Source organism: Amycolatopsis sp. cg5 (assembly GCF_041346955.1).
Classification (GTDB): Bacteria; Actinomycetota; Actinomycetes; order Mycobacteriales; family Pseudonocardiaceae; genus Amycolatopsis.
In genome coordinates, this window is the sequence record NZ_CP166849.1 from 4,485,253 (window position 1) to 4,510,135 (window position 24,883).

Here is a 24,883-nt window from a genome sequence, read left to right on the forward strand (position 1 = left end):
GTGAATCTCAGGTTTCTGCTGGAGTCGTTCGACGAGCAGGTCCGCCGCGTCCCGGACGCGGCGGCCGTCAAGTCCACAACGGACTCGGTGAGCTACGCCGAGCTCGACGCGCGGGCGAACCGGCTCGCGGGGCACCTCGCCGGGCGCGGGGTCGGGCCGGACGTGCTCGTCGGCATCTGCGCCGAGCGCGGGATCGACCTGGTGGTCGGCCTGCTCGGCGTGCTCAAGGCGGGCGGCGCCTACCTGCCGCTCGACCCGGCGCACCCGGCGGACCGCCTGGGATTCATGCTCTCCGACGCCCGCGCGACCACGGTGGTGACCCAGCGCCACCTGGCCGACCGCCTCCCCGTCTCCCACGACACCCTGGTCTTCCTCGACGACGACCGGGATAAAGCGGGCTTTACTCCGCGGGATAAAGCCCGCTTTATCCCCGGGAGTAAAGCGGGCTTTATCCCGCCTCAGGTGCGGCCCGAGCACCTGGCGTACGTGATCTACACGTCGGGTTCGACGGGGCGTCCCAAGGGGGTCCAGATCGAGCATCGGCAGCTCGCGAGCTATCTCGCGTGCTGCGAGCTGGACTACCCTGGGCTCGCGGGAACCGCGTTGCTGCACGGTTCGGTCGCGTTCGACCTGACCGTGACGACCGTGTGGGGTCCGCTGATCGTCGGCGGCTGCGTCGTGGTCGGCGATCTCGACGACACGAACCCCGGCTGGCGGCCGACGTTCGTCAAGGCGACCCCCAGTCACCTGCCGCTGCTGCTCGGCCTGCCCGACGAATACTCGCCGAGCGCCGACCTCGTCGTCGGTGGCGAGGCGTTGCCGGGTGACGTCGTGGCCCGATGGCGCGCGCGCCACCCGGGCGCGACCGTCGTCAACGAATACGGGCCGACCGAAGCCACCGTCGGTTGTGTGGCGTTCCGCATCGAACCCGGTGACGACCTCGCGGCGGGCGCGGTCGCCATCGGCGGCTCGATGGCCGACGCCCGGTCCTACGTGCTGGACGAGCGGCTCCAGCCGGTGCGCGGCGACGAGCCGGGGGAGTTGTACGTCGCGGGCGCTGGGCTGGCCCGCGGCTATCACGACCGGTCCGCGCTCACGGCCGAGCGGTTCGTCGCCGACCCGTTCCAGGCGGGCGAGCGCATGTACCGCACCGGTGACGTCGTCCGCTGGGACAACACCGGGAACCTGCACTACCTGGGCCGCTCCGACGACCAGGTCAAGATCCGCGGCTACCGCATCGAGCCCGGCGAGATCGAGGCCGAGCTGGCCAAGCACCCGGCCGTCGACCACGTCGCGGTCGTCGCGCGCGGGGACGAGGACAAGCGGCTCGTCGCCTACATCGTGCCCGCCGGCGAACTGCCGGACCTGCGCGAATTCCTGGCGCCGAGCCTGCCTGAGCACATGATCCCCAGCGCCTTCGTCAGCCTCAAGGAGCTGCCACTCGCGCCGAGCGGCAAACTCGACCGCACCGCGCTGCCCGACCCCGAGCAGCCACAGGAAACCCAGGCGAACGCACCGCGCACCGCGACCGAGCAGACCATCGCCGACATCTGGTCGGACGTGCTCGGCGTCGAGGACATCGACGTCGAGAAGGACTTCTTCGAACTCGGCGGCAACTCGCTGCTCGCGTTCCGGGTCGTGCCGCGGATGCGGGCGGCCCTGGGCGTCGAACTCCCGATCCGGGTGCTGTTCGACACCAGGACCGTCGCCGACCTCGCCGCGAAGGTCGACACCTCCGCCAGCGGTGAGGTGACCGGGATCCCGGTCGTCGACCGGACAGGGAAGCTGCCGCTTTCGGCTTCACAAAAGCGTTTCTGGTTCTTCCACGAGTTCGACTCGGCCGCCGTCGAGTACAACGTCCACTTCGGATTCCGGCTCACCGGTGACCTGGACCTCGACGCGCTGCGCACCGCCTGCCGCGAGCTGATCGCCAGGCACGAGACGCTGCGGACCACGGTCGCGCTCGCCGACGACGAGCCGGTGCAGATCATTCACCCGGCCGGCGAGCCTGAACTGTCCATTCTGGACCTCGCAGACTGGGAAGCCCAGGTTGCCGCCGAGGTCACCGTCCCGTTCGACCTGCGCACCGGCCCGCCCGTGCGTTTCCTCGTGCTGAGCGGGGACAACGAGCACATCCTGCTGTTCGGCCTGCACCACATCGCCGTCGACGGCTGGTCCATGGGTTTGCTCGCCGAGGAACTCAGCGCGCTGTACAACCGCAAGAAGCTTCCCGCGCTGCCGGTGCAGTACGCCGACTACGCGTCCTGGCAGCATGGCCGTCTCACCGAAACCGCGCTGGAACCACACCTGCGCTACTGGCGCGAGAAGCTCGACGGGCTCGTCCCGCTGCAGCTCCCGACCGACCGCCCGCGCCCCGCGGTGCTGACGTCGGTCGGCCGCGACCACCGTTTCAACCTGAGCGCGGAAACCGCCAAGCGGCTCAACGACCTGAGCACCCAGCACGGCGCGACGCTGTTCATGACGCTGATCGCCGCCTGCCAACTGCTCTTCGCGCGGCACTCCGGTCAGCGGGACGTGGCCGTCGGCACCGCGGTCTCCGGGCGTGAGCGGCCCGAGCTGGAACGTCTGATCGGCTGCTTCATCAACACACTCGCCATTCGCTCCACAGTGGACGGCACCGCTTCGTTCACGGACTTCCTGGCCCGGGTCAAGGAGACGGTGCTCGGCGCGTTCGCGCACCAGGAGGTCCCGTTCGAACGGCTCGTCGACGAGCTGTGCGACGAGCGCGACGCGAGCCGGACCCCGCTCGTCCAAGCGATGGTCGTGCTCCAAAGTGGACTCCAGCGCTCGCTGGAGTTCGACGGCCTGCGTGGTGAGCGCCTCGAACTCGCCGAGGTGTCCTCGATCTTCGACATCTCGATCGAGTTCACCGAGCACGACGCCGGCATGGACGTGCTGGTCAAGTACAACACCGACCTCTTCGACGCCGAAACGGTCGAGCGGATGGCTGGACGCCTCGAAGTGCTGGTGGCGAGCCTGCTCGACGCGCCGGAACTGCCGATGGCCGACCTGTCGATGTCCGACGACGCCGAGCAGCGGCTGCTGGCCGAGTGGAACGACACCGCGTTCCCCGGCCCCGAGGGCTCGGTCCCCGCGCTGTTCCAGGCGCAGGTCCGCCGGACGCCCAACGCGATCGCGGTAGTGTCCGATCGGGAGCGGTTGTCGTACGCCGAGGTCAACGCCCGCGCGAACCGCCTGGCCCACCTCCTGATCGGACGTGGACTCGAAGCCGAGTCGCGAGTGGCCATCATTCTCGACCGCTCGGCCGACGCCGTCATCGCGATGCTCGCCGTGCTCAAGGCAGGCGCGGTGTACGTGCCGCTGCACGCGAGCTACCCGATCGAGCGGGTGCGGCTCGTCGTGCAGGACGTGGACGCGAAACTGCTGCTCACCGACTTGGCGTTGAAGGAAAAGGCGCAGGCTGTCGGCTGCGACCTGATCGTCGTGGACGACGAGCCTGAGCTGTCGAGCCACCGGACCGACGACCCGGCCCGCGGGATCGATCCCGAGCGGCTGGCCTACGTCATGTTCACCTCGGGTTCGACGGGCAAGCCGAAGGGCGTCGCCGTCACCCACCACAACGTCGTCGCGCTCACCGCGGACCGGCGCTGGCTCGACGGCGGGCAGGAGCGCCTGCTGTTCCACTCGCCGCACGCCTTCGACGCCGCCACCTTCGAGATGTGGGTGCCGCTGCTGGCGGGCGGACGCGTCGTGGTCGCTCCCGGCGAGCTCACCCCGGAGCTGCTGCGCGGGCTGGTCAACGGTGAAGGTCTGACCGGCATGTTCCTGACCACCGCGTTGTTCAATCTTTTCGCCGACGAGGACCCTGGCTGTTTCGCCGGTCTGCGAGAGGTCTGGACCGGTGGCGAGGCGGCGTCGGTCGTCGCGTTCGGCCGGGTGCAGGCGCACTGCGCCGACACGACACTCGTGCACGTCTACGGCCCCACCGAGACGACGACGTTCGCCACCTGCCGCCCGATGCTGGACGCGACCACGCCGATCGGCCGTCCGATGGACAACACCACGGCGTACGTGCTCGACGACTACCTCAAGCCGGCCCCGTCCGGTGTGCCCGGCGAGCTGTACCTCGCCGGAACCGGGGTCGCGCGCGGCTACTTCGGCAGGCCCGGCCTGACCGCGGAGCGGTTCGTCGCCAACCCGTTCGGGACCGGGCGGCTTTACCGGACCGGTGACCTGGTCCGCTGGACCCGCGCCGGCGAGCTGGAGTTCCTCGGCCGCGCCGACGGACAGGTCAAGATCCGCGGCTTCCGCATCGAACTCGGCGAGATCGAGGCCGCGCTCCGTGCCCACCCGGCCGTCTCCGAAGCGGTCGTCATCGCGCGTCAGGACGGGGGTCGCAAGTACCTCGCGGCGTACGTCATCCCCGACGGCGAGCTGCCGGATCTCAAGGCCTACCTGGGTGAATCGCTTCCCGAGTACATGGTGCCCGCCGCGTTCGTCGAGCTGGCGGAGTTCCCGCTGACGGCCACGGCCAAGGTCGACCACCGCGCGCTGCCCGACCCGCGCGCCCAGCTCTCCGAAGGCTACGTCGCGCCGGCGGATCCGGTGCAGGAGCAGCTGAGCCGCATCTGGGCCGAGGCGATCGGCGTCGAGCAGGTCGGCATCGAGGACAACTTCTTCGGGCTCGGCGGCGACTCGATCCTGGCCATCCAGGTCGTGTCGAAGGCACAGCGCGCCGGGCTGCGGCTGACCTCCAAGGACCTGTTCCGCTGGCAGACGATCGCGACACTCGCGCCGCACGTCGTCGTCGAACGGGCCGTCGACCGCACCGAACGCGTCGAAGGCCCGGCGCCGCTGACGCCGATCCAGCACTACCTGTTCGAGCGGTTCACCGTGCCGGAGCGGTTCAACCAGTACGTGACCATCGAGCTGCCCGACGCGGACGAAACCGCGCTGCGCAAGGCGATCGAGGCGCTGACCGAGCACCACGACGCGCTGCGCATGCGGTACGCCAGGGTCGACGGGCGATGGACGCAGCACAACCACGCGACCGCCGCCGCACCGTCCACAATAGACATCGTCGACGGCCCGCTGCTCGAAGCCGAGCTGACCGGGACGAGCCTGCGGCTGGCCGTCCACCACCTCGTGGTCGACGGCATCTCGTGGCGGATCCTGCTGGAAGACCTGCGGACCGCGTACGCCCAGATCCGCGCGGGCAAGCCCGTCGATCTCGGCCCGAAGACCAGCTCGTTCCGCGAGTGGGCGATCCGGCTGAACGACCACGTCGCCGAGGGTGGCTTCGACGACGAACTCGCGCACTGGACGCTGCTCGGCGACGAAACCCGGATGCCGCAGGACAAACACGGCCCGAACATCGTCGCGACCGAGCGCACCGCGAGCGTCAGCCTCGACGCCGAAACGACGACGTCGCTGCTCAGGAACGTGCCGGAGGTCTACCGCACCGAGATCAACGACGTGCTGGTGTCCGCGCTCACCAGGGTGCTCACCGGCTGGACCGGGCGCGATCGGGTGCTGGTCGCGATGGAAGGCCACGGCCGCGAAGAGCTGTTCGACGACATCGACCTCGGCCGCACCGTCGGCTGGTTCACCAGCTACTTCCCGGTGTCGCTCACCGACTCCGGTGGCGCGTACGGTGATCTGCTGAAGTCCGTCAAGGAACAGCTGCGCGCGGTGCCGCGCAAGGGCATCGGCTACGGCGCGCTCCGCTACCTCGGGTCGCTCGGCCAGGGGCAGCGTCCCCAGGTGAGCTTCAACTACCTCGGCCAGTTCGACACCGCGATCGAGCTGGAACAGGACCCGGCCGACGTGCGCGGCCACGCGCTGGAGATCGTCGGCATCGTCAAGGACGGCAAGCTCGAATTCCACTGGCACTACTCGGAAAACCTGCACGGCGCGGCCACGATCGAGCGGCTCGCCGCTGACTTCGCGGCGCAGGTGCGGGCACTGGTCGAGCACTGCGCTCAGCCAGAGGCTGGCGGCCGGACGCCGTCGGACTTCCCGCTGGCCAAGCTCGACCAGGCCACTGTGGACCGGCTGGCGGGCGCCGGCCGCGGCGTCGAGGACATCTATCCGCTGACGCCGATGCAGAGCGGCATGCTCTACGACTCGATGATGGCGCCGGAGTCCAACGCCTACCTCGTGCAGTTCGACGTGGTGGTCGACGGGGTCACCGATCCGGTCGCGCTCGGCGAGGCCTGGCAGCGAGTCGTCGACCGCACGCCGATCCTGCGCACCGAGATCGTCACCGAAGGCGTCGACGAGCCGCTTCAGCTGGTACGCCGCGAAGTCCGGGTGCCGATCACGCACCACGACTCGGCCGGGCAGCTGGTCGAGGGGGATTGGGCACTCGGGCTCAAGGCGACCGACAGCCCGCTCATGCGGGTCGCGCTGATCCGCCTGTCGGACACCGCCGTCCGGATGATCTGGACCGTGCATCACCTCCTGCTCGACGGCTGGAGCGCGCACCGGCTGCTCGCGGACGTCTGCGCCACCTACGCCGGGCTGCCCGCGGGTCCGCCCCGCCGCCCGTTCCGTGACTACGTCGAATGGCTGTCCACACAGGACCAGACCGTCGCCGAAGCGCACTGGCGCCGCGAACTCACCGGGTTCAGCACGGCGACCCGGCTGCCGTTCGACCGCAAGCCCGCCGCGGCATACCGGCCGCGGTCGACGGACTGGGTCACCGTCGAGGTCCCGGAGCCGGTGTCGCGACGGCTGGCCGAGCTGGTGCGCGAGCACCGGCTCACGATGAACACGCTGGTACAGGGCGCGTGGGCGATGACGTTGTCGCGTTATGCCGGTGAGCGGGACGTCTGCTTCGGCGCGACGGTGTCCGGCCGCCCCACCGAGCTGACCGGCGCCGAGGACATCGCGGGCATCTTCATCAACACCCTGCCGGTGCGCGCGGACGTCGACGGCGACCGGGAACTCGTGCCGTGGCTGCTCGCGCTGCAGGACGCGCAGGCGCAGTCGCGGGCCTACGAGTCGGTCTCGCTCCCGCAGATCCAGGCGTGGAGCACGGGCGCGCAGTTGTTCGACAGCATTGTGGTCTTCGAGAACTACCCGATCGACCGCGAGTCCACTGTGGCCCGCGTGCGGGAGGTCAGTGCCAACGAGGTCAACGGGTATCCGCTCAACGTCGTGGCCTATCCGGGCGAGCGACTGTCCTTTGTGTTCCGATTCGACCCGTCGCTGTTCGACGCGGCCACGCTCGAGCGGCTCGGCGAGAACCTGGTCGCGCTGCTGACCGGGATCGCCGACAACCCGTCCGGCCGGATCGGCACGATCCCGATGCTCACCGAAGGCGACCAGCGCGCCTTGGCCGAGTGGAACGACACGGCGGCCGAGTACCAGGAGGGCACGGTCGACGGCTTGTTCGAGCGGCAAGCGCTCAGCACGCCGGACGCGCTCGCCGTCGACGACCTCACCTACGCCGAGTTGAACGGGCGCGCCAACGCCGTCGCCCGTGCGCTGATCGAACGCGGCGTGACCGCCGAATCGCGGGTGGCCCTGCTGCTGGGCCGCTCGGCGGACGCGGTGGTCGCGATGCTCGGGGTGCTGAAGGCGGGCGCGGCCTACGTGCCGCTGCACACCGGCTACCCGCCGGACCGGCTGCGCTGGATCGCCCAGGACGTCGACGCGGTCGCCGTGCTCACCGACCGGGACCTGGCGCGCCAGGCGGAGGCGACCGGGTTGCCGCAGCTGATGGTGGGGACGGAGACCGCCGAAAACCTCGGCCTGGCAAGCGATCCCGACCGGCTGGCCTACGTCATGTTCACCTCGGGCTCAACCGGGACGCCGAAGGGCGTTGCCATCAGCCACCGCAACATCGTGAGTCTCGCGGCCGACCGGCACTGGCGCGAGCCGCAGCGGGTGCTGTTCCACTCGTCGCACGCCTTCGACGCCGCCACCTACGAGATCTGGGTGCCGCTGCTGGCTGGCGGCCAAGTGATCGTGGCGCCCCGCGAGCTGGACTCGGCCACGTTGCGCAGGCTCGTCGCCGAGCACGAGGTGACCTCGACGTTCATCACGAGCGCTCTGTTCGCGCACTTCGCCGAGGAGGCTCCTGACTGTTTCTCGGGCCTCAGGGAGGTCTGGACCGGTGGCGACGCCGCATCGCCCGCGGCGTTCGAGCGGGTACTGGCGCACTGTCCGGACACGACGGTCGTGCACGTCTACGGCCCCACGGAGGCGACGACGTTCGCCACCTGCCGTCCGGCGCTGGACGCGGCCACGCCCATCGGCCGTCCGATGGACAACACCAGGACGTACGTGCTCGACGCGCGGCTCAATCCGGTGCCGCCCGGCGTGCCGGGGGAGTTGTACCTCGCCGGTGACGGGCTCGCGCGCGGCTACTTCGGCAGGCCCGCGCTGACGGCCGAGCGGTTCGTCGCCGATCCGTTCGGTTCCGGCGGCAGGCTCTACCGCACGGGGGACATCGTGCGCTGGACCCGCGACGGCGAGCTGGACTTCGTCGGCCGCGCGGACGGCCAGGTCAAGATCCGCGGATTCCGGATCGAACTCGGCGAGATCGAAGCGGCACTGCACGAGCAGCAGGGTGTGGTGGTCGCCCGCGAGGACAACGGCCGCAAGTACCTGGCCGCCTACGTCGTGGGCAAGGCGCCGGACCTGACCGGCGTGCTGCCCGAGTACATGATCCCGGCCGTGTTCGTCGAACTCGACCGGATGCCGTTGAACAGCAACGGAAAGGTCGACCGGAAGGCGCTGCCGGAGCCGGTGCTGCGGACGGACGCCGAGTTCGTCGCGCCGCGCAACCCGACCGAGAAGGCCATCGGCCGGATCTGGACCGAACTGCTCCAGCTCGACCGGATCGGCGTGCACGACAGTTTCTTCGCGCTCGGCGGCGACTCGATCACCGCGCTGCGGCTCGTGTCCAGGGTCCGGCGGGCGTTCGGCGTCGAGGTCTCGCCTCGTGAGCTGTTCGACGCGCCGACCGTCGGTGAACTCGCCATGACCGTGCAGGACCGCATTCTCGCCACGATTGGGGACGCTCGATGAGCATCGACGACCGGATGGCCGCGATACCCGAGCACCTGCGTGCGCAGCTGCTCGCCCGGCTGGCCGGCGAGGCGGAGGAGTTCGACGACGAGATCACCCCGGTCGACGGCGACGGTCCGCTGCCGCTTTCCTCGGCGCAGCAACGACTCTGGTTCATGTACGAACTGGACTCGGAGAGCATCGAGTACGTGGTGCCGCGCGTGCTGCGGCTCACCGGGGACCTCGACGTCGAGGCGGTGAAGCTGGCGGTCAACCGGCTCGTGGCGCGGCACGCGTCGCTGCGCACGACGTTCGACGCGGTCGACGGCCAAGGTGTCCAGTTCATCCACGAGCCGTCCGAAGTGGACGTCCCGGTCACCGAGACCGCCGATCTCGAGGCCGAACTGCTCGCGGAGGTGCGGCGGCCGTTCGATCTGCGCGCGAGCGCGTTCCGCGCGCGGCTGCTGCGACTCGGCGCCGACGACCACGTGCTCGTGCTGGCGATGCACCACATCGTCACCGACGGCTGGTCCATGGGCGTGCTCGTCGACGAGCTGAACACGCTCTACAGCGGTGGCCTGCTCGCGCCGACCCCGCTCAGGTACGCCGATTTCGCGGCGTGGCAACGGGATCAGGACGTCGACCTGACGTACTGGAAGAAGCGGCTCGACGGGCTGTCCCCGCTGGAACTGCCGACCGACCTGCCGCGCCCGGCCGTGCGGAACCCGATCGGCGCGGCGGTCTCGTTCCAGGTGCCCGAGCGGGTCGTCTCGCGGCTCAAGGCGGTCGGCGGGCAGCGCGGCGCGACGTTGTTCATGACGCTGGTCGCCGCCGCGCAGGTGCTGCTGGCCCGGTACTCCGGGCAGGCGGACATCGCCGTCGGCACCGCGACGTCCGGCCGGACCAGGGGCGAGCTGGAGAACCTGGTCGGGTTCTTCGTCAACACGCTGGTCCTGCGGTCCACAGTGGACGAGCGCGGCACGTTCACCGCGCTGCTCGACTCGGTCAGGGAGACCGTGCTCGACGCCTCCGCGCACGAGGACGTCCCGTTCCAGCGGCTGGTCGAGGCGTTGCGGCCGGACCGCGACCCGAGCCGCCCGCCGCTGGTCGACGTGATCGTCAACCTGCAGAACACCCCTGCGGCGACGACCCGGCTGCCCGGCCTGCGCGTCGAGGAGATCCAGCCACCGACCGTCGTGTCCGGTTTGGACCTCGCCTTCGACTTCACCGAGGACAACGGCGCGCTCACCGCGTCGCTGCGCTACAACACCAGCCTCTTCGCGGACGCGACCGCCGAGCGCGTCGTCGCCCAGCTGCTCACGCTGCTCAGCGCGATCGCCGCGAACCCGCAGGCCAAGCTCGCCGACCTGGACATGCTCACCGATCGCGAGACGCTGACCCGCGTCTGGCCCGGCGAGGGCATCGGCCCGGAGACCAAGACGATCCCGGAGCTGTTCGCCGAGCAGGTCGCGGCCGACCCAGCCGCGCAAGCCGTTGTCTTCCAAGACGAATCGCTCACCTACGCCGAGCTGGACGAGCGCTCCGACCACCTCGCGGCCTACCTGCGAGAACAGGGCGCCGGACCGGAACGCTTCGTCGGCATCTCGCTGCCCCGCTCGCTCGACATGATCGTCGCGGTACTCGCCATCCAGAAGGCAGGCGCCGCCTACCTCCCGCTGGACCCCGACTACCCGGCCGACCGCCTCCGCATGATGGTCGAGGACGCCAACCCCATCCTCGTCCTCGACGACCGCGATAAAGCCCGCTTTACTCCCGGGGATAAAGCGGGCTTTATCCCCGGGAGTAAAGCCCGCTTTATCCCGGGGCTCAGGGCCGAGAACGCGGCGTATGTGATCTACACGTCGGGGTCGACGGGGCGGCCCAAGGCTGTCGTGGTGAGTCATGCGGGTGTGCATGACATGGTGCTGACGCAGCGGGAGCGCATGGGGGCCGGGCCTGGCGCTCGAGTGTTGCAGTTCGCGTCGCTCAGTTTTGATGGCGCCTTTTGGGAAATCGCGATGGCGTTGCTGTCGGGCGGGACGCTCGTGCTGGCGACCGCTGAGCAGCGGATGCCCGGTGACGCCATGGTCGAGCTGATCGCCGATCAGCGGATCACCCACCTGAACCTGCCGCCGACCGCGGTCGCCGCGCTGCCGCAGCACGCGATCCCGGCAGGGGCGAACCTGGTCGTCTGCGGTGAGGCGTGCCCGCCGGGGCTGGCCGAGGACTGGTCGGCTGGCAGGCGCATGTTCAACGGCTACGGCCCGACCGAGTCCACCGTCTGCGCGACGCTGAGCGACCCGCTGACCCCGGCCGACGCGCGGACCGGCGTCGTTTCGATCGGCCGCCCCATCCCGAGCGTGCGCACCTACGTGCTTGACGATCATCTCCGGCCCGCGCCGGTCGGCGTGCCCGGCGAGCTGTACCTCGCCGGAACCCGCCTGGCCAGGGGTTACCTGCACCAGCTCGGCCTCACCGCCACCCGGTTCGTGGCGGACCCGTTCGGCCCGCCCGGCTCGCGCATGTACCGCACCGGTGACCGGGCGCGCTGGCTCGCCGACGGCAGGCTGGAGTTCGCCGGTCGCGCCGACGACCAGGTCAAACTGCGTGGCTTCCGCATCGAACTCGGCGAGATCGAGGCCGTGCTGTCCCAGCACCCCGAGGTGAGCCAGGCCGCGACCGCGGTCAAGGACCGCCGCCTCGTCGGGTACCTCGTCGGCTCACCGGACCTGGCCGAGCTGCGCGGCTACCTGCGCGACCGGCTGCCGGAGCACATGGTGCCCGCCGCGTTCGTGCTGCTCGACAAGCTGCCGCTGACGGTCAACGGCAAGATCGACCGCCGCGCGCTGCCCGAGCCGACCGGCGTCCGCGAGGCCGACGGGTACGTCGAACCGCGCACGCTGAACGAGAAGATCCTGTCCGAGGTCTGGGCGGAGCTGCTCGGCGTCGACCGGGTCGGCGTGCACGACAACTTCTTCGACCTCGGTGGCGACTCGATCCTCGGCCTGCAGGTCGTGGCCCGCGCGCGGACCGCAGGCCTGAAGCTCACGCCCAAGCAGATGTTCCTGCGCCAGACCGTCGCCGAACTCGCGACCGAGGCCGTCGCCGAAGTCGCGTCCACTGTGGACCAGCGCCCGGTGACCGGCGACGTCCCGCTGACGGCCATCCAGCACTGGTTCTTCGACCAGCTCGCCGACAGTGCCGACCGCTTCCACCAGTCGTTCTACCTGGAGCTGGTCGATGGCGTCGACGAAGCCGCGCTTGGCAAGGCGCTGAACGCGCTGTACGAGCACCACGACGCGCTTCGCCTGCGCGTCGAGGACGGCAGGCAGTACAACGCGGCCCCCGGGCCCGTCGAGCTGCTGACCAGCTTCGACGAGGACGACGGAGACGCGATTCTCCATGCACAGCGCGGGTTCCGGCTCGACCAAGGCCCGTTGATGCGAGCGCTGCTGTTCGGCGGCAAGCGGCTCTACCTGGTGGTGCACCACCTGGTCGTCGACGGCGTGTCCTGGCGGATCCTGCTCGGCGACCTGGACCAGGCGTACCAGCAGGCCAGCCGCGGCCAGCGTATCGACCTCGGCGCGAAGACGACCTCGTTCCGCGACTGGGCCCACCGGATCACCACGCACGACTTCGAAGCGGAACGCGGATACTGGACGTCGGTGCCGTCCACAGTGGACCTGCCTGTGGACGGCACCGGAGCCAACACTGTCGGCTCCATGCGCTCGGTGACCAAGCGGATGGACGCCGACGCGCTGCTGCGCAAGGTCCCCGAGGTCTACCGGACGCAGGTCAACGACGTGCTGCTCAGCGCGCTCGCCCGCGTCCTGACCGACTGGGCGGGCGGCGAGACCGCGCTCGTCGAACTCGAGGGCCACGGCCGCGAGGAGCTGTTCGACGACGTCGACCTGTCTCGCACGGTCGGCTGGTTCACCACGATGTACCCGTGCGCGCTCACCCTGCCGCAGGGCGACTGGGGCGACGTCCTCAAGTCCGTCAAGGAGCAGCTGCGCGCCGTGCCGCAGCACGGGATCGGGCACGGTTACCTCGGCATCGAGGGCCCGAAGCCGCAGGTCGCCTTCAACTACCTCGGGCGGATGGACAACTCGATCGACGGCGCGCTCTACGCCGGCCGCTGCCCGGACCCCGGCGGCAGCGAGCGCGTCCCGCACCAGGTCAGGCAGCACCTGATCGAGATCAACAGCGTGGTGCTCGACGGCAGGCTGGAGCTCCGCTGGGCCTACTCGGCCGAGGTGCACCACGAGGACACGATCATCCGCCTGGCCGACCGGCTCGTCGCGGCGCTCGAAGAGATCGTCGAACACTGCGCGCGGCCCGAAGCAGGCGGCTGCACGCCGTCGGACTTCCCGCTGGCGAAGCTCGACCAGGCCACCGTCGACCGGCTCGGCAAGTCCATTGAGGACGTTTACCCGCTGACCCCGATGCAGAGCGGCATGCTGTTCCACTCGCTCGCCGAAGCGGACGCCGACATCTACGCCGGGAACTTCGGCGTCGTGCTCGACGGCGTCACCGACCCCGCCGTGCTGGCCGAGGCCTGGCAGCGGGTGCTCGACCGCACGCCGGCGCTGCGGACGGCCGTCGTCTGGGAAGACGTCCCCGAGCCGGTGCAGGTCGTGCACTCGGGCGTCCGGCTGCCGATCACGCAGCTCGACTGGCGTGGCCGGGCCGATCAGGCCGAGGCGCTGGCCGAACTGTGGGCTGACCGGGCGGAAGAACGGCTCGATCTCGGCACCGCGCCGCTGCTGCGGATGACGATGGTGCGTCTCACCGACGACCGGGTCCAGCTGTTCTGGACCGCGCATCACCTGCTCGCCGACGGGTGGAGCTTCGCGGAGGTGCTGACCGACGTCTTCACCGAGCACGCGATCCTGTCCGGCGACCGCGGCCACACGCCGGCTGTCCGGCGGCCGTATCGCGACTACCTGGCCTGGCTCGCCGAGCAGGATCAGGACGCGGCCGAGTCCTACTGGCGCGGGCTGATGTCCGGTTTCGCGGCGCCGACCCCGCTGCCGTTCGACCGGTCCTCGGTCAAGGCGCACCGGAGCCGCTCGTCGCGCGATGTCCGCCTGACGCTCTCGCCCGAGCGGTCGCAGCGGCTGTCCGAGCGGGCACGCAAGGCCCGGCTGACGATGAACACACTGGTCCAGGGCGCGTGGGCGATCCTGCTGTCGCGCTACACCGGCGAACGCGACGTCTGCTTCGGCTCGACCGTGTCCGGACGGCCCGCCGACCTGCCGGGTTCCGAGTCGATCGTCGGCCTGTTCATCAACATGGTCCCGGTCCGCGTGGACGTCCCGGCCGACGACGCGGTGATCCCGTGGCTGCGGGCCCTGCAGGACACGCAGGTCGAGTCGCGGCAGTACGAATACCTTTCGCTGGCGCAGATCCAGGGCTTCAGCGACGTGCCGCGCGGCACCACGCTGTTCGACAGCATCGTCGTCTTCGAGAACTACCCGTATGACGGCGACGCGGCGGCCCGCTATGGCCTGAGCGTCAGCGACTACTCCGGCGACGAGCACACGAACTACGCGCTCACGCTGTCCGCCTTCGCGGCGGAGGAGTTGCAGCTGCTGCTGGGCTACGACCCCGAGCTGTTCGACGAGTCCACTGTGGACCGCATGCTGGGTCACCTGGAGTCGCTGCTCGTTTCGATCGCGGATGACGTGTCGCTCGGCGAACTGGAGCTGCTCACCGCGCCCGAGCGGGAGCGGCTGCTGGTCGAGTGGAACGACACCGCCGCCGAGTTCCCGCCCGCGCGGCTGATCCACGAGCTGTTCGCCGAGCAGGCCGCCGCGCACCCGGACGCCGTCGCGGTCAGCCGCGGCGAGAAGGCGCTGACCTTCGCCGACCTGGACGTCCGCGCGAACCGGCTCGCCCATCACCTGCTCGGACTCGGCGCCGGGCCGGATGTCCTGGTCGGCGTTTGTGTCGAACGCGGTGTCGAGGCGATCGTCGCGCTGTTGGCCGTGTTGAAGTCCGGCAGCGCGTTCGTGCCGCTCGATCCCGACTATCCGCCGAAGATGTTGAGCACGATGCTCGAAGACGCGGCGGCGCCGGTCGTGATCACCCAAAAGCACTTGGCGGACCGGGTGCCCGGCGCGGTGCTCGTGGACGTCGACGCCGAGTTCGACTACCCGGACACCGCGCCGAAGACCGAGGTCACGACCGAGGATCTCGCGTACGTCGTCTACACGTCGGGGTCGACCGGCAAGCCCAAGGGCGTGATGGTCGAACACCGCCACCTGTGCCACATGATGCGAGCCTGGGACGCGCGCTACGGCCTCACGGAACTCAAGCCGCGCGCCCTGTCCGTGTCGAGCCTCTCGGTGGACCTGTTCTTCGGCGACTTCGTGCTGTCGGCGATGTTCGGCGGCTCGATGATCGTCTGCCCGACCGAGCTGGTCGCCGACCCGCCCGCGTTGCTTGATCTGATCCGCTCCAGCCGGGCCGAGCTGATGGTCACCGTGCCGACGCTGGCCAAGGCGCTGGCGGCCGAGGGCACGCTCGACACGCTCAAGGTGCTGATGGTCGGTTCCGAAGGCTGGCCCGCCGCCGACGCGCTCAAGATCCTTGACGCGGTCAGCGAGGACACGGTGCTGGTCAACGCCTATGGCGCCACTGAGACCACAGTGGACTCGACGATGTTCCAGGTCGGCGCTGAGCCACTGGGCGACGCGGCGTACGTGCCGGTCGGGAAGCCGTTCCGCAACACCGGCATCTACGTGCTCGACGCGACCATGCGCCCGGTGCCGGTCGGTGTCGCGGGGGAGTGTTACATCGGCGGCGACGGCATCGCACGCGGTTACTGGAACCGGCCCGAGCTGAGCGCCGAACGTTTCCTGGACAACCCGTTCGGGCCCGGAAGCCTCTACAAGACCGGTGACCTGGTGCGCTGGCGTGCCGACGGGAACCTCGAATGCCTCGGCCGCGCCGACGACCAGGTCAAGATCCGCGGTTTCCGCGTCGAGCTCGGTGACGTCGAGTCCGTGCTCGCCCGGCACCCCGCTGTCGCCGAGGTCGCGGTCGCCGCGCGTAAGGACGACGGCCCCGCCCGGCTCGTCGGCTACATCGTGCCGAGCGGCGAAGCACCGGAGGTGCGCGACCTGCGTGCGTTCGCTTCGGAGAACCTGCCGGTCCACGCGGTGCCGTCGGCGTTCGTCGTGCTGGACGCGCTGCCGTTGAGTCCCAGTGGGACGGTCAACCGGCGTGCGCTGCCCGCGCCCGACAAGGCCATCGAAACCGGCGAACCCTATGTCGCGCCACGCAATGACGCCGAGACCGTGCTCGCCGAGATCTGGGCCGAGGTGCTCAAGGCCGAACGGGTCGGCGTGCACGACAACTTCTTCGACCTCGGCGGCGACTCGATCCTGAGCATCCAGGTGATCTCGCGTGTCCGGTCGAGGCTCGGCGCGGCGCCGTCACCCCGGCAGCTGTTCGACACGCCGACCGTGGCCGGTCTCGCCGAGGTCGTCGAACCGTCCACAGTGGACACCACACTCGTGCGAGTCGACCGGGACGGCCCGTTGCCGCTCTCGTTCGCCCAGCAGCGACTGTGGTTCCTCAGCGAGTTCGAACCGGACAGCACCGAGTACAACACGACGTTCGCACTCAAACTCCAGGGCAAGCTGGACGTCGACGCGCTGCGCTCGGCGCTGGCCCAGCTGGTCGAACGTCACGAACCACTGCGGACCGTGTTCGGCACGGTCGACGGCCTCGGCGTGCAGGTGATCCGGCCCGCGATGGTCGATCTCCGGTTCAGCGAGGGCGATCTGCAGGCCGAGGTGTCGCGGCCGTTCGACCTGCACGAGGGAATTTTCCGCGCCACGCTGTTCGAGACCGGGCCGGACGAGCACGTGCTCGCGCTGGTCATGCACCACATCGCCACCGACGGCTGGTCTATGGGCATCCTCGCGAACGAGCTGAGCGCTTGCTACTCGGCCGCGTTGAACGGCGCCCGCGCTGACCTGCCCGAACTGCCCGTCCAATACGCGGACTACGCGGTCTGGCAGCGCGAACACCTCGCGCTCGAAGACCACCTCGAGTACTGGCGCGGTCGTCTCGACGGCCTCGTCCCGCTGGAACTGCCGATCGACCGGCCGCGTCCGGCGGTCCGTGAGGCCGCGGGCGAGATGCGGTTGATCGAGATCGCGCCTGAGCTGTCCGGGTCGCTGAAAGCGTTGGCGCGCAAGCAGGACGCGACGCTGTTCATGGTGCTCACGGCAGCCGTGCAGCTGCTGCTGGCGAGGTACTCGGGTCAGCAGGACATCACGGTCGGCACGGCGACCTCGGGCCGCAACCGCGCCGAGCTGGAAGGCCTGATCGGGTTCTTCGTCAACACGGTCATCCTGCGGTCCACAGTGGACGAGTCGGTGTCGTTCGCCGAGCTGCTCGGCCAGGTGCGCGACACCGCGCTGGAGGCGTTCACGCACGAAGAAGTCCCGTTCGAGCGGCTGGTCGAGATCCTCAAGCCCGAACGCGACCCGAGCCGCAACGCGCTGGTCGAGGTCATGGTCGGGCTGGAGACCAGCCAGGCGAGCGGCCTCGACATGCCGGGTCTGGTCGCCGAAGAGCTGCCGATGGTCAGCGGCGACGTCAGCCACGACTTGACCTTTGACTTCGTCGAGCGCCAAGGCGAACTACTCCTCGCGATCGGCTACAGCACCGCGTTGTTCGACGACAGCACGATCGCGCGGATGACCGGTCACCTGGAGTCGCTGCTCGCGGCGGTCGTGGCCGAACCGGACACCCGGCTCCACGAACTGCCCACCGTGGACCTGCCCGCGTGGCACGGCCCGGACCACGAGGTCCCGCGGACCACGCTGGCCGAGCTGTTTGAGCAGCAGGCGGCGGCGACACCGGACGCGACCGCGATCGTGTGCGACGGCCACGCGCTCACCTTCGCCGAGCTGAACACGCGCGCGAACCAGGTCGCCCATCACCTGATCTCGCGCGACGTCGGCCTGGAGCACGTGGTCGGCCTGTCCTCGTCGCGCTCGCTGACCACGGTCGTCGCGATGCTCGCCGTGCTCAAGGCGGGCGCCGCGTACCTGCCGCTGGACCCCGACCTGCCCGACGACCGCCTCGACTACATGATCCGCGACGCGGCGCCCGCGCTGGTGCTCGACGAGGACCTGCCGTCGGACGGCCCGACCACGAACCCCGGTGTCCGGCCGCATCCGGAGAACCCGGCGTACGTGATCTACACGTCCGGCTCGACCGGGAAGCCCAAGGGCGTCGTCATCCCGCATCGCGGCCTGACGAACCTGTTCTTCAACCACACCAGGGACTTCTTCCGGCCCGAGAGCGCCGGTGAACGGTTCCGCGTCGCGCTGACCGCCGCGTTCTCGTTCGACACCTCGCTCGAAGGCGTGCTGGCCATGGCCGACGGCCACGAGCTGCACGTGATCGACGATCTCACCCGGCGCGATCCCGAAGCGCTGGTCGCGTACGTCGAGGAACACCGGATCGACCTGCTCGACCTCACCCCGTCCTACGCCGAGCAGCTGGTCCCGGCCGGGCTGGTGAACTCTCCGGTGCACAACCCGAAGGTGGTCATGCTCGGTGGCGAGGCCGCGGGCGAGCAGCTCTGGCGCGACCTGCGCGCGTCCGGCAGCACCGGCTACAACTTCTACGGCCCGACCGAGTGCACTGTGGACACTCTCTACTGCGAGGTCGGCGCGAGCGAGCGGCCGTTGATCGGCAAGCCGGTCTGGAACACCCAGGTCTACGTGCTCGACCGCTGGCTGCGGCCGGTGCCGGTCGGCGTGCCCGGTGACCTGTACTTCGCCGGCGCGCAGCTGGCCAGGGGCTACCTGAACCGGCCGGCGCTGACGGCCGAGCGGTTCGTCGCGGACCCGTTCGGGCCCGGCCAGATGTACCGGACCGGTGACCTCGCCCGCTGGACGGCCGACGGCGCGATCGAGTACCTCGGCCGGGTCGACGACCAGGTCAAGGTGCGTGGCTACCGGATCGAGCTCGGCGAGATCGAGGTCGTGCTCGCGGCGCATCCCGGTGTCGCGCAGGCGACCGCGGTGGTGCGCACCGGGCCGACCGGCGTCCCGCGCATCGTCGCGTACGTGACCGGTGACGCGCCGTCGGTGTCGGACCTGCGCGACTTCGCGCGGCAGTCGTTGCCGAACTACATGGTGCCGTCGGCTTTCGTGGTGCTGGACGAGTTCCCGGTGACGTCGAGCGGCAAGGTCGACCGCAACGCGCTCCCGGCGCCGGAGGCCGACGCCGAGCCGGACGACGCGTACGTCGCGCCACGTTCGGTCGTCGAGGCCACGCTCGCGGGTGTCTGGGCGGAGGTGCTCGGCCTGGAGCGGGTCGGCGTCGAGGACAACTTCTTCGACCTCGGCGGCGACTCGATACTGAGCATCCAGGTCGTCTCCAAGATCCGGCAGGCCGGACTCGCGATGACCTCGAAGGACCTCTTCCTCAACCAGACGATCGCGCGGCTCGGCACGGTCGTCGTGCCCACGGTCGACTCGAGCGCCGATCAAGGCCCGATCGAAGGACCGGTGCCGCTGGTCCCGATCCAGCGTGACTTCCTCGACAACGACCCGGTCGCGCCGCATCACCTGACCCAGTCGATGCTGATCGACGTCACCGCCTCCGCCGACGACGTCCGCGCCGCGCTGTCGGCGCTCGTCGAGCACCACGACGCGCTGCGCATGCGGTTCGTCCGTGACGGCGACGGCTGGCGTCAGCACTACGGCCCAGTCGAGCCGATCGTGTTGGCACAGCACGATCTGGCCGAGGCGGACGACCAATACCTCGCGATGAACGAGCTGGCCGTCGAAGCCGACTCCACTTTGGACCTGGAGCACGGCCCGCTGCTGCGCGCGCTGCTGTTCGACCTCGGCACGCGCAAGCAGCTGTTCCTGACCGCGCACCACCTCGTGGTCGACGGCGTGTCGTGGCGCATCCTGCTCGAAGACCTGGAGCTGCTGCTCAAGGGCGAGAAGCTGGCGCCGAAGACCTCGTCGTTCAAGGCGTGGGCCGAACGGCTCGCCCAGCACGTGGCCGACGGTGGTTTCGACGACGAGGTGTCGCACTGGACCTCGCTGCCCGAAACCGGGCTGCTGCCGGTCGACGGCAACGGCCCGAACATCGTCGCGTCGACACGGACGGTCAAGGTCACGCTGTCCGAAGAGGACACCGAGATCCTGTTGCACCAGGCCGCGGGGAGGTTCCGGACCCGCGTCAACGACGTCCTGCTCGCCGGGCTCGCTTCGGCGCTGGGCAAGTGGACCGGCCATGAGCAGGTGTCGATCGACCTCGAAGGCCACGGCCGCGAGGAGATCTTCGACGACATCGACCTGTCACGCACGGCCGGCTGGTTCACGACGCTCTACCCGGTCGTGCTTCCCGCCGCGGCCAAGGACTGGCCGTCGCTGGTCAAGTCCGTGCGGCGGCAGGTGCGCGCGGTACCGGGCAACGGGCTCGGCTACGGCGCGCTCCGATACCTCGGGTCGCTGCCGGAGCGGCGCTCGGAGGTGGTGTTCAACTACCACGGGCAGGTCGGCGAGGCAGCCGGGACCGGGCCGCTCGGACGCGAACAGAGCCACGACGAACGGGTCGCGCACCTGCTCGAGGTGGTCGGCGCCGCGGTCGGCGGCAAGCTCGAATTCACCTGGTACTACTCGGAAAACGTGCATGCCGCCGAGACGGTCGAGCGGGTCGCCGCCGACTTCAGGGCCGCCCTGGTGGCCATGGCCGATTACGTGACGGGACGCTGATGGACGCCGAGACCTTCACCAGACTGCTCGCCAAACACGACGTCCCTGGCGCCCAGCTCGTCGTCCGCCGAGACGGTGAGACGATCTCGCTGGCGGCGGGGGAGGAGCGGCTCGGTTCAGGCCGCGCGGTCACGGCCGAGTCGCGGTTCCCGCTCGGGTCGCTGACCAAGCCGTTCACCGCCGCGTTGGCCATGACGCTGGTCGCCGACGAGGACTTGGACCTCGACGAACCGCTGACCGGGCTGCCCGTGACGTTGCGGCAGCTGCTCAGCCACACCAGCGGCCTTGAATCCACTGTGGACGAAGAGGGCTCCAGGAGTCGCTGGGCGTCGAAGTACCGGCGGCAGCCGGAGTTCACGCCTGGCACGGTGTTCTCGTATTCGAACGTCGGCTATGTCCTCGCCGGGCACCTCGCGGAAGAGGTCACCGGGATGGACTGGGCCGAGGCGCTGAAGGCGATTCTCGGTGTCGAGGTGGAGGAAGCCACGGTCAGCGGGCACAGCGGGCGGATCCCGGTCGAGCAGGTCATGTCGTCGCTGGAGGCGCCGAACGGCGGCCTCGCGCTCAGCGCGGCGAATCTAGTGAAGTTCCTAGAAAACGACATTAATGACGATATGTGCGACGAACAGCTCGAAGGTATCGAAATCGGGCCATTCGGCATGGCGGATGGCTGGGGACTCGGCTGGGCCAGGTTCGGCTCGTTCTGGGGACATGACGGAACCGGTGATGGCACGTCCGCGCACCTCCGGTTTTCCGACGACCTCGCGATCGCACTGACCGCCAATGCGGGCACCGCGCCCGCATTGTGGGCGGACGTGCTCGCCGAACTCGAATTCGCACCACCGGCGGCCGACCAGGTTCCCGTTCCGGCGCCACTCGACCGTGCCGGCGTCTACCGCAATGGCGACGCCGAATTCGTCATTGACGTCAAGGACGGGCAGTTGTCACTGGGCGGAACACCACTCATTTGTTTCGAGGACCTGACGTTTCAATTACGCGACAATTCAGGGACGGCGTACGGCGGCCGATTCTTGCCAGACGAGCTGCTGCAGGTCACCGGACGCTTGGCGCGGAGGCAGGCGTGATCCCCCTTGCGCGCAACCGCGACTACAACATCCTGTGGGGCAGCCAGCTGTTCTCCGAGCTGGCCACCGAGCTGACGCAGGTCGCGTTCCCGCTGCTGATCATCGCGATGGCCGGGTCGCCGCTGCAGCTCGGGCTCGTGTCGTCGGTGCTGATGGCCGCGCACATGGCGGCGATCGTGCCCGCCGGGGTGATCGCCGACCGCTGGGACCGCAAGAAGGTCATGGTGGTGTGCCAGGGCATCCGGGCACTCGTGATGACCGTGCTGACCGTCGCCGTGCTGATGGACGCGGCCTCGTTCCAGCTGCTGCTGGCCGTCGCCGTGCTCGAAGGGTTCCTCGGGTCGGTGTTCGATCCGGCCGAGCACGCCGCGTTGCCGCAGGTCGTGCCGCCCGAGCAGTTGGAACAGGCGGTCGCGCGCAACACCGCGCGGCCGTTCATCGCGACACTGGTCGGCCCGGCCGCCGCCGGGATCCTGTTCACCGCACACCACGTCAACCCGTTCGCGGCCGACGCGATCATGCTCGGCGGGTCGTTCGTCGCGCTGTGCTTCCTGCGGCTGCCGCATCGGCCGGCGGAGCCGGTCGAGGACCGCAGTGTGGGTGGTGACATCGCCGAGGGGTTCCGCTGGGTGCTCGGGCAGCGGCTGATCCGTACGACATTGGTGTGGATGATCTTCGTCAACCTCGTTTTCAGCGCGTTGATCATTATCATTCTGGCGGTGTCCGGTGAGGAGAAGGTGGGGCCAGGCGAGATCGGCCTGACCATGGCGTGCCTCGGCGCGGGCGGCCTGCTCGGCGGGATCCTCGCCGACCGGCTGCGCGGCCTGCTCAGCGCGCCGGTGATCCTGATCGGCTTCGGCTGGGTCGCCACCGCGCTGATCGTGGCGATGGCGTTCGTGCCGCCGGGCATCACGCTCGGCGTGCTGCTGGGCGCGGCGATGTTCCTGGTGCCGGTCGCGAACACGACCGTGATGACCTACCAGCTCGTGACCACCCCCGACGCCCTGCGCGGACGGCTCAGCAGCATCGCCGGTTTCTGTTCCGGTGGCGCCGGCGCGCTCGGCCCGTTGCTCGGCGGGCTGCTGGCTTCGGCAGGCCAGACCACCGGGGTGCTCGTGTGCGCGGGCGCGTTCGGGCTGGTCGCCACGGCCACCGTGGCGAGCCCGGCCTTCCGCCGGTTCCCGGAGGCCGTGCTCGCGTGACCGTGCTGCGCTGTCTCGGTGCCACGAGGCCATGGCGGTCCTTGTGGTACCTCGGGGTCGGCGCGGTCGGCGCGTTGCCGATGCTGGCGCTGGTCAAATGGGCGCTCAAGACGAACACGCCGGTCGGCTACCTGACCGGCGTGGTGCTGATCGTGATGGTCAACGTGCTGCTCGCCGCGCCACTGGCGGCCATGGAACGGCGGCGTCTCAAGCTGATCGACCGGTCGTCGGCGTCGCGGGCGCCGCTCGGCAAGAACCGGCTGTGGCGCGAACTCGGCTACGCGGTCGCGTTCACCGCGGTCATCGCGGTGGTCGACTTCCTGGTCGTGATCGTCGCGCTCAGCGTGCTGATCGTGCCGCTGTCGCCGCTGCTGGAGTTCGTGCTCGACACCGGCTCGATCGTGAACCTCGAGGAAGGCCCGGTGCCCAGCCTGGCCGCGGTGCTGGTCGGAATCGCGCTGCTGCCGGTCGCCGCGTACCTGATCAGCCTGGTCGCGCGCATCCAGGCGGCCTTCGCGCGGCGGGTGCTGACGCAGCCGGACACCGGGCTCGCCGACCGCGTCGCCGAGCTGACCCGGTCCCGCACGCGGCTGGTCGACGCCTTCGAAGCCGAACGCAAGCGCATCGAACGCGACCTGCACGACGGCGCGCAGCAGCGGCTCGTCGCGCTCACCATGACGCTCGGCATCGCGGAACTCGACCTCGCCGGACTGGGCGGCGAAGGTCCCCGCCTGGTCTCGAAAGCACGCGCTGAAGCCGAATGCGTCCTCGCCGACCTCCGCGAGCTCATCCGCGGCATTCACCCCCAGGTTCTCACCGACCGAGGCGTGGAGGCGGCCGTCGCCGAGATAGCCGACCGCTGCCCGATCCCTGTCGAAGTCCACCTCGACCTCCCGCGCGCCCCGGCCGCGGTCGAGGCGGTGGCGTACTTCGCCGTCAGCGAGGCGCTGACCAACGTCGTCAAGCACAGCCGAGCCGCGCGGGTGGACGTCACCGGCGCCTGCACCGGGCGAGCGGCGGTCGTGACCGTGCTCGACGACGGTGACGGCGGCGCCGACCCGGCTGGCGGCACCGGCCTGCAAGGCCTCGCCGACCGGGTCGCGGTCGTCGGCGGCAGGCTGACCCTGTCCAGCCCGCCGGGCGGACCGACCGAACTGCGAGTGGAGTTGCCATGGGCCTGCGGATAGCCATCGCCGAGGACGCCGTCCTCCTGCGCGAAGGCCTCGTGGCCTTGCTCGAACGCTTCGGCCACCAGGTGATCGCGGCCGTCGGCGACGCCGAGGAACTGACCGAGGTAGTCGACGAGTACAAGCCGGACATCATGGTCACCGACGTCCGCATGCCGCCGGACTTCACCGACGAAGGCCTGCGCGCGGCCGTCAACCTGCGCGCCCGTCACCCCGATCTCGCCGTGCTCGTGCTGACCCAGTACGTCGCGACGACTTACGCGTTCGAGCTGCTCGAAGCGGACGGCCGCGGCCGCGCGGGCGGTCTGGGATACCTGCTCAAGGACCGCGTCGGCGCGGTACGCGAGTTCGTCGACGCCGTCGAGCGCATCGCGGCGGGCGGTACGATCATCGACCCGGAGGTCGTCCGGCAGCTGCTCCGCCGCGAACAGAAAGACCAGCCGTTGGCCCGCCTCACCACCCGCGAACGCGAAGTCCTCGCGCTGATGGCCGAGGGCCGGGCGAACGCGGCGATCGCGGAGTCCCTCTGCGTGAGCCAGGCGGCGGTGGCCAAGTACATCAACGCGATCTTCACCAAGCTCGACCTCTCCCGCGCCGAAGGCCACCACCGCGTCCTCGCGGTCCTCACCTACCTCCGCGGCTGA

6 protein-coding genes are annotated in these 24,883 nt (G+C 69.9%); all 6 read left to right on the forward strand.

The window, feature by feature from the left end; all coding sequences use genetic code 11:
* From AB5J62_RS20200 to AB5J62_RS20225, 6 genes are read left to right on the forward strand one after another with little or no spacing between them, the layout of a single operon-like run.
* The gene (locus AB5J62_RS20200; protein ID WP_370949849.1) at positions 1–9,021 is read left to right on the forward strand and encodes an amino acid adenylation domain-containing protein; all 9,021 of its coding nucleotides are present in this window, start codon (positions 1–3) and stop codon (positions 9,019–9,021) included.
* The gene (locus tag AB5J62_RS20205) at positions 9,018–20,765 is read left to right on the forward strand and encodes an amino acid adenylation domain-containing protein (RefSeq protein ID WP_370949850.1); all 11,748 of its coding nucleotides are present in this window, start codon (positions 9,018–9,020) and stop codon (positions 20,763–20,765) included. The genes AB5J62_RS20200 and AB5J62_RS20205 overlap by 4 nt, the downstream gene beginning before the upstream one ends.
* A complete protein-coding gene (locus AB5J62_RS20210; protein ID WP_370949851.1) occupies positions 20,765–21,850 on the forward strand; it encodes a serine hydrolase domain-containing protein in 1,086 nt (361 codons plus the stop codon). Before AB5J62_RS20205 ends, AB5J62_RS20210 begins: the two co-directional genes overlap by 1 nt.
* Positions 21,847–23,052, forward strand: a complete 1,206-nt coding sequence (locus AB5J62_RS20215; protein WP_370949852.1) for an MFS transporter — start codon at positions 21,847–21,849, stop codon at positions 23,050–23,052. The genes AB5J62_RS20210 and AB5J62_RS20215 overlap by 4 nt, the downstream gene beginning before the upstream one ends.
* Positions 23,049–24,239 carry a histidine kinase gene (locus tag AB5J62_RS20220; protein WP_370949853.1) on the forward strand — a complete coding sequence of 397 codons (1,191 nt, stop codon included), beginning with the start codon at positions 23,049–23,051 and terminating at the stop codon, positions 24,237–24,239. Before AB5J62_RS20215 ends, AB5J62_RS20220 begins: the two co-directional genes overlap by 4 nt.
* Complete coding sequence (locus AB5J62_RS20225) at positions 24,230–24,883, forward strand: response regulator (RefSeq protein WP_370950303.1); 654 nt, start codon at positions 24,230–24,232, stop codon at positions 24,881–24,883. Before AB5J62_RS20220 ends, AB5J62_RS20225 begins: the two co-directional genes overlap by 10 nt.

Bases quoted from the DNA above. Each gene is read 5' to 3' on its own strand.
- AB5J62_RS20205 (WP_370949850.1), top strand. From the start codon at position 9,018: ATGAGCATCGACGACCGGATGGCCGCGATACCCGAGCACCTGCGTGCG.
- AB5J62_RS20210 (WP_370949851.1), top strand. From the start codon at position 20,765: ATGGACGCCGAGACCTTCACCAGACTGCTCGCCAAACACGACGTCCCT.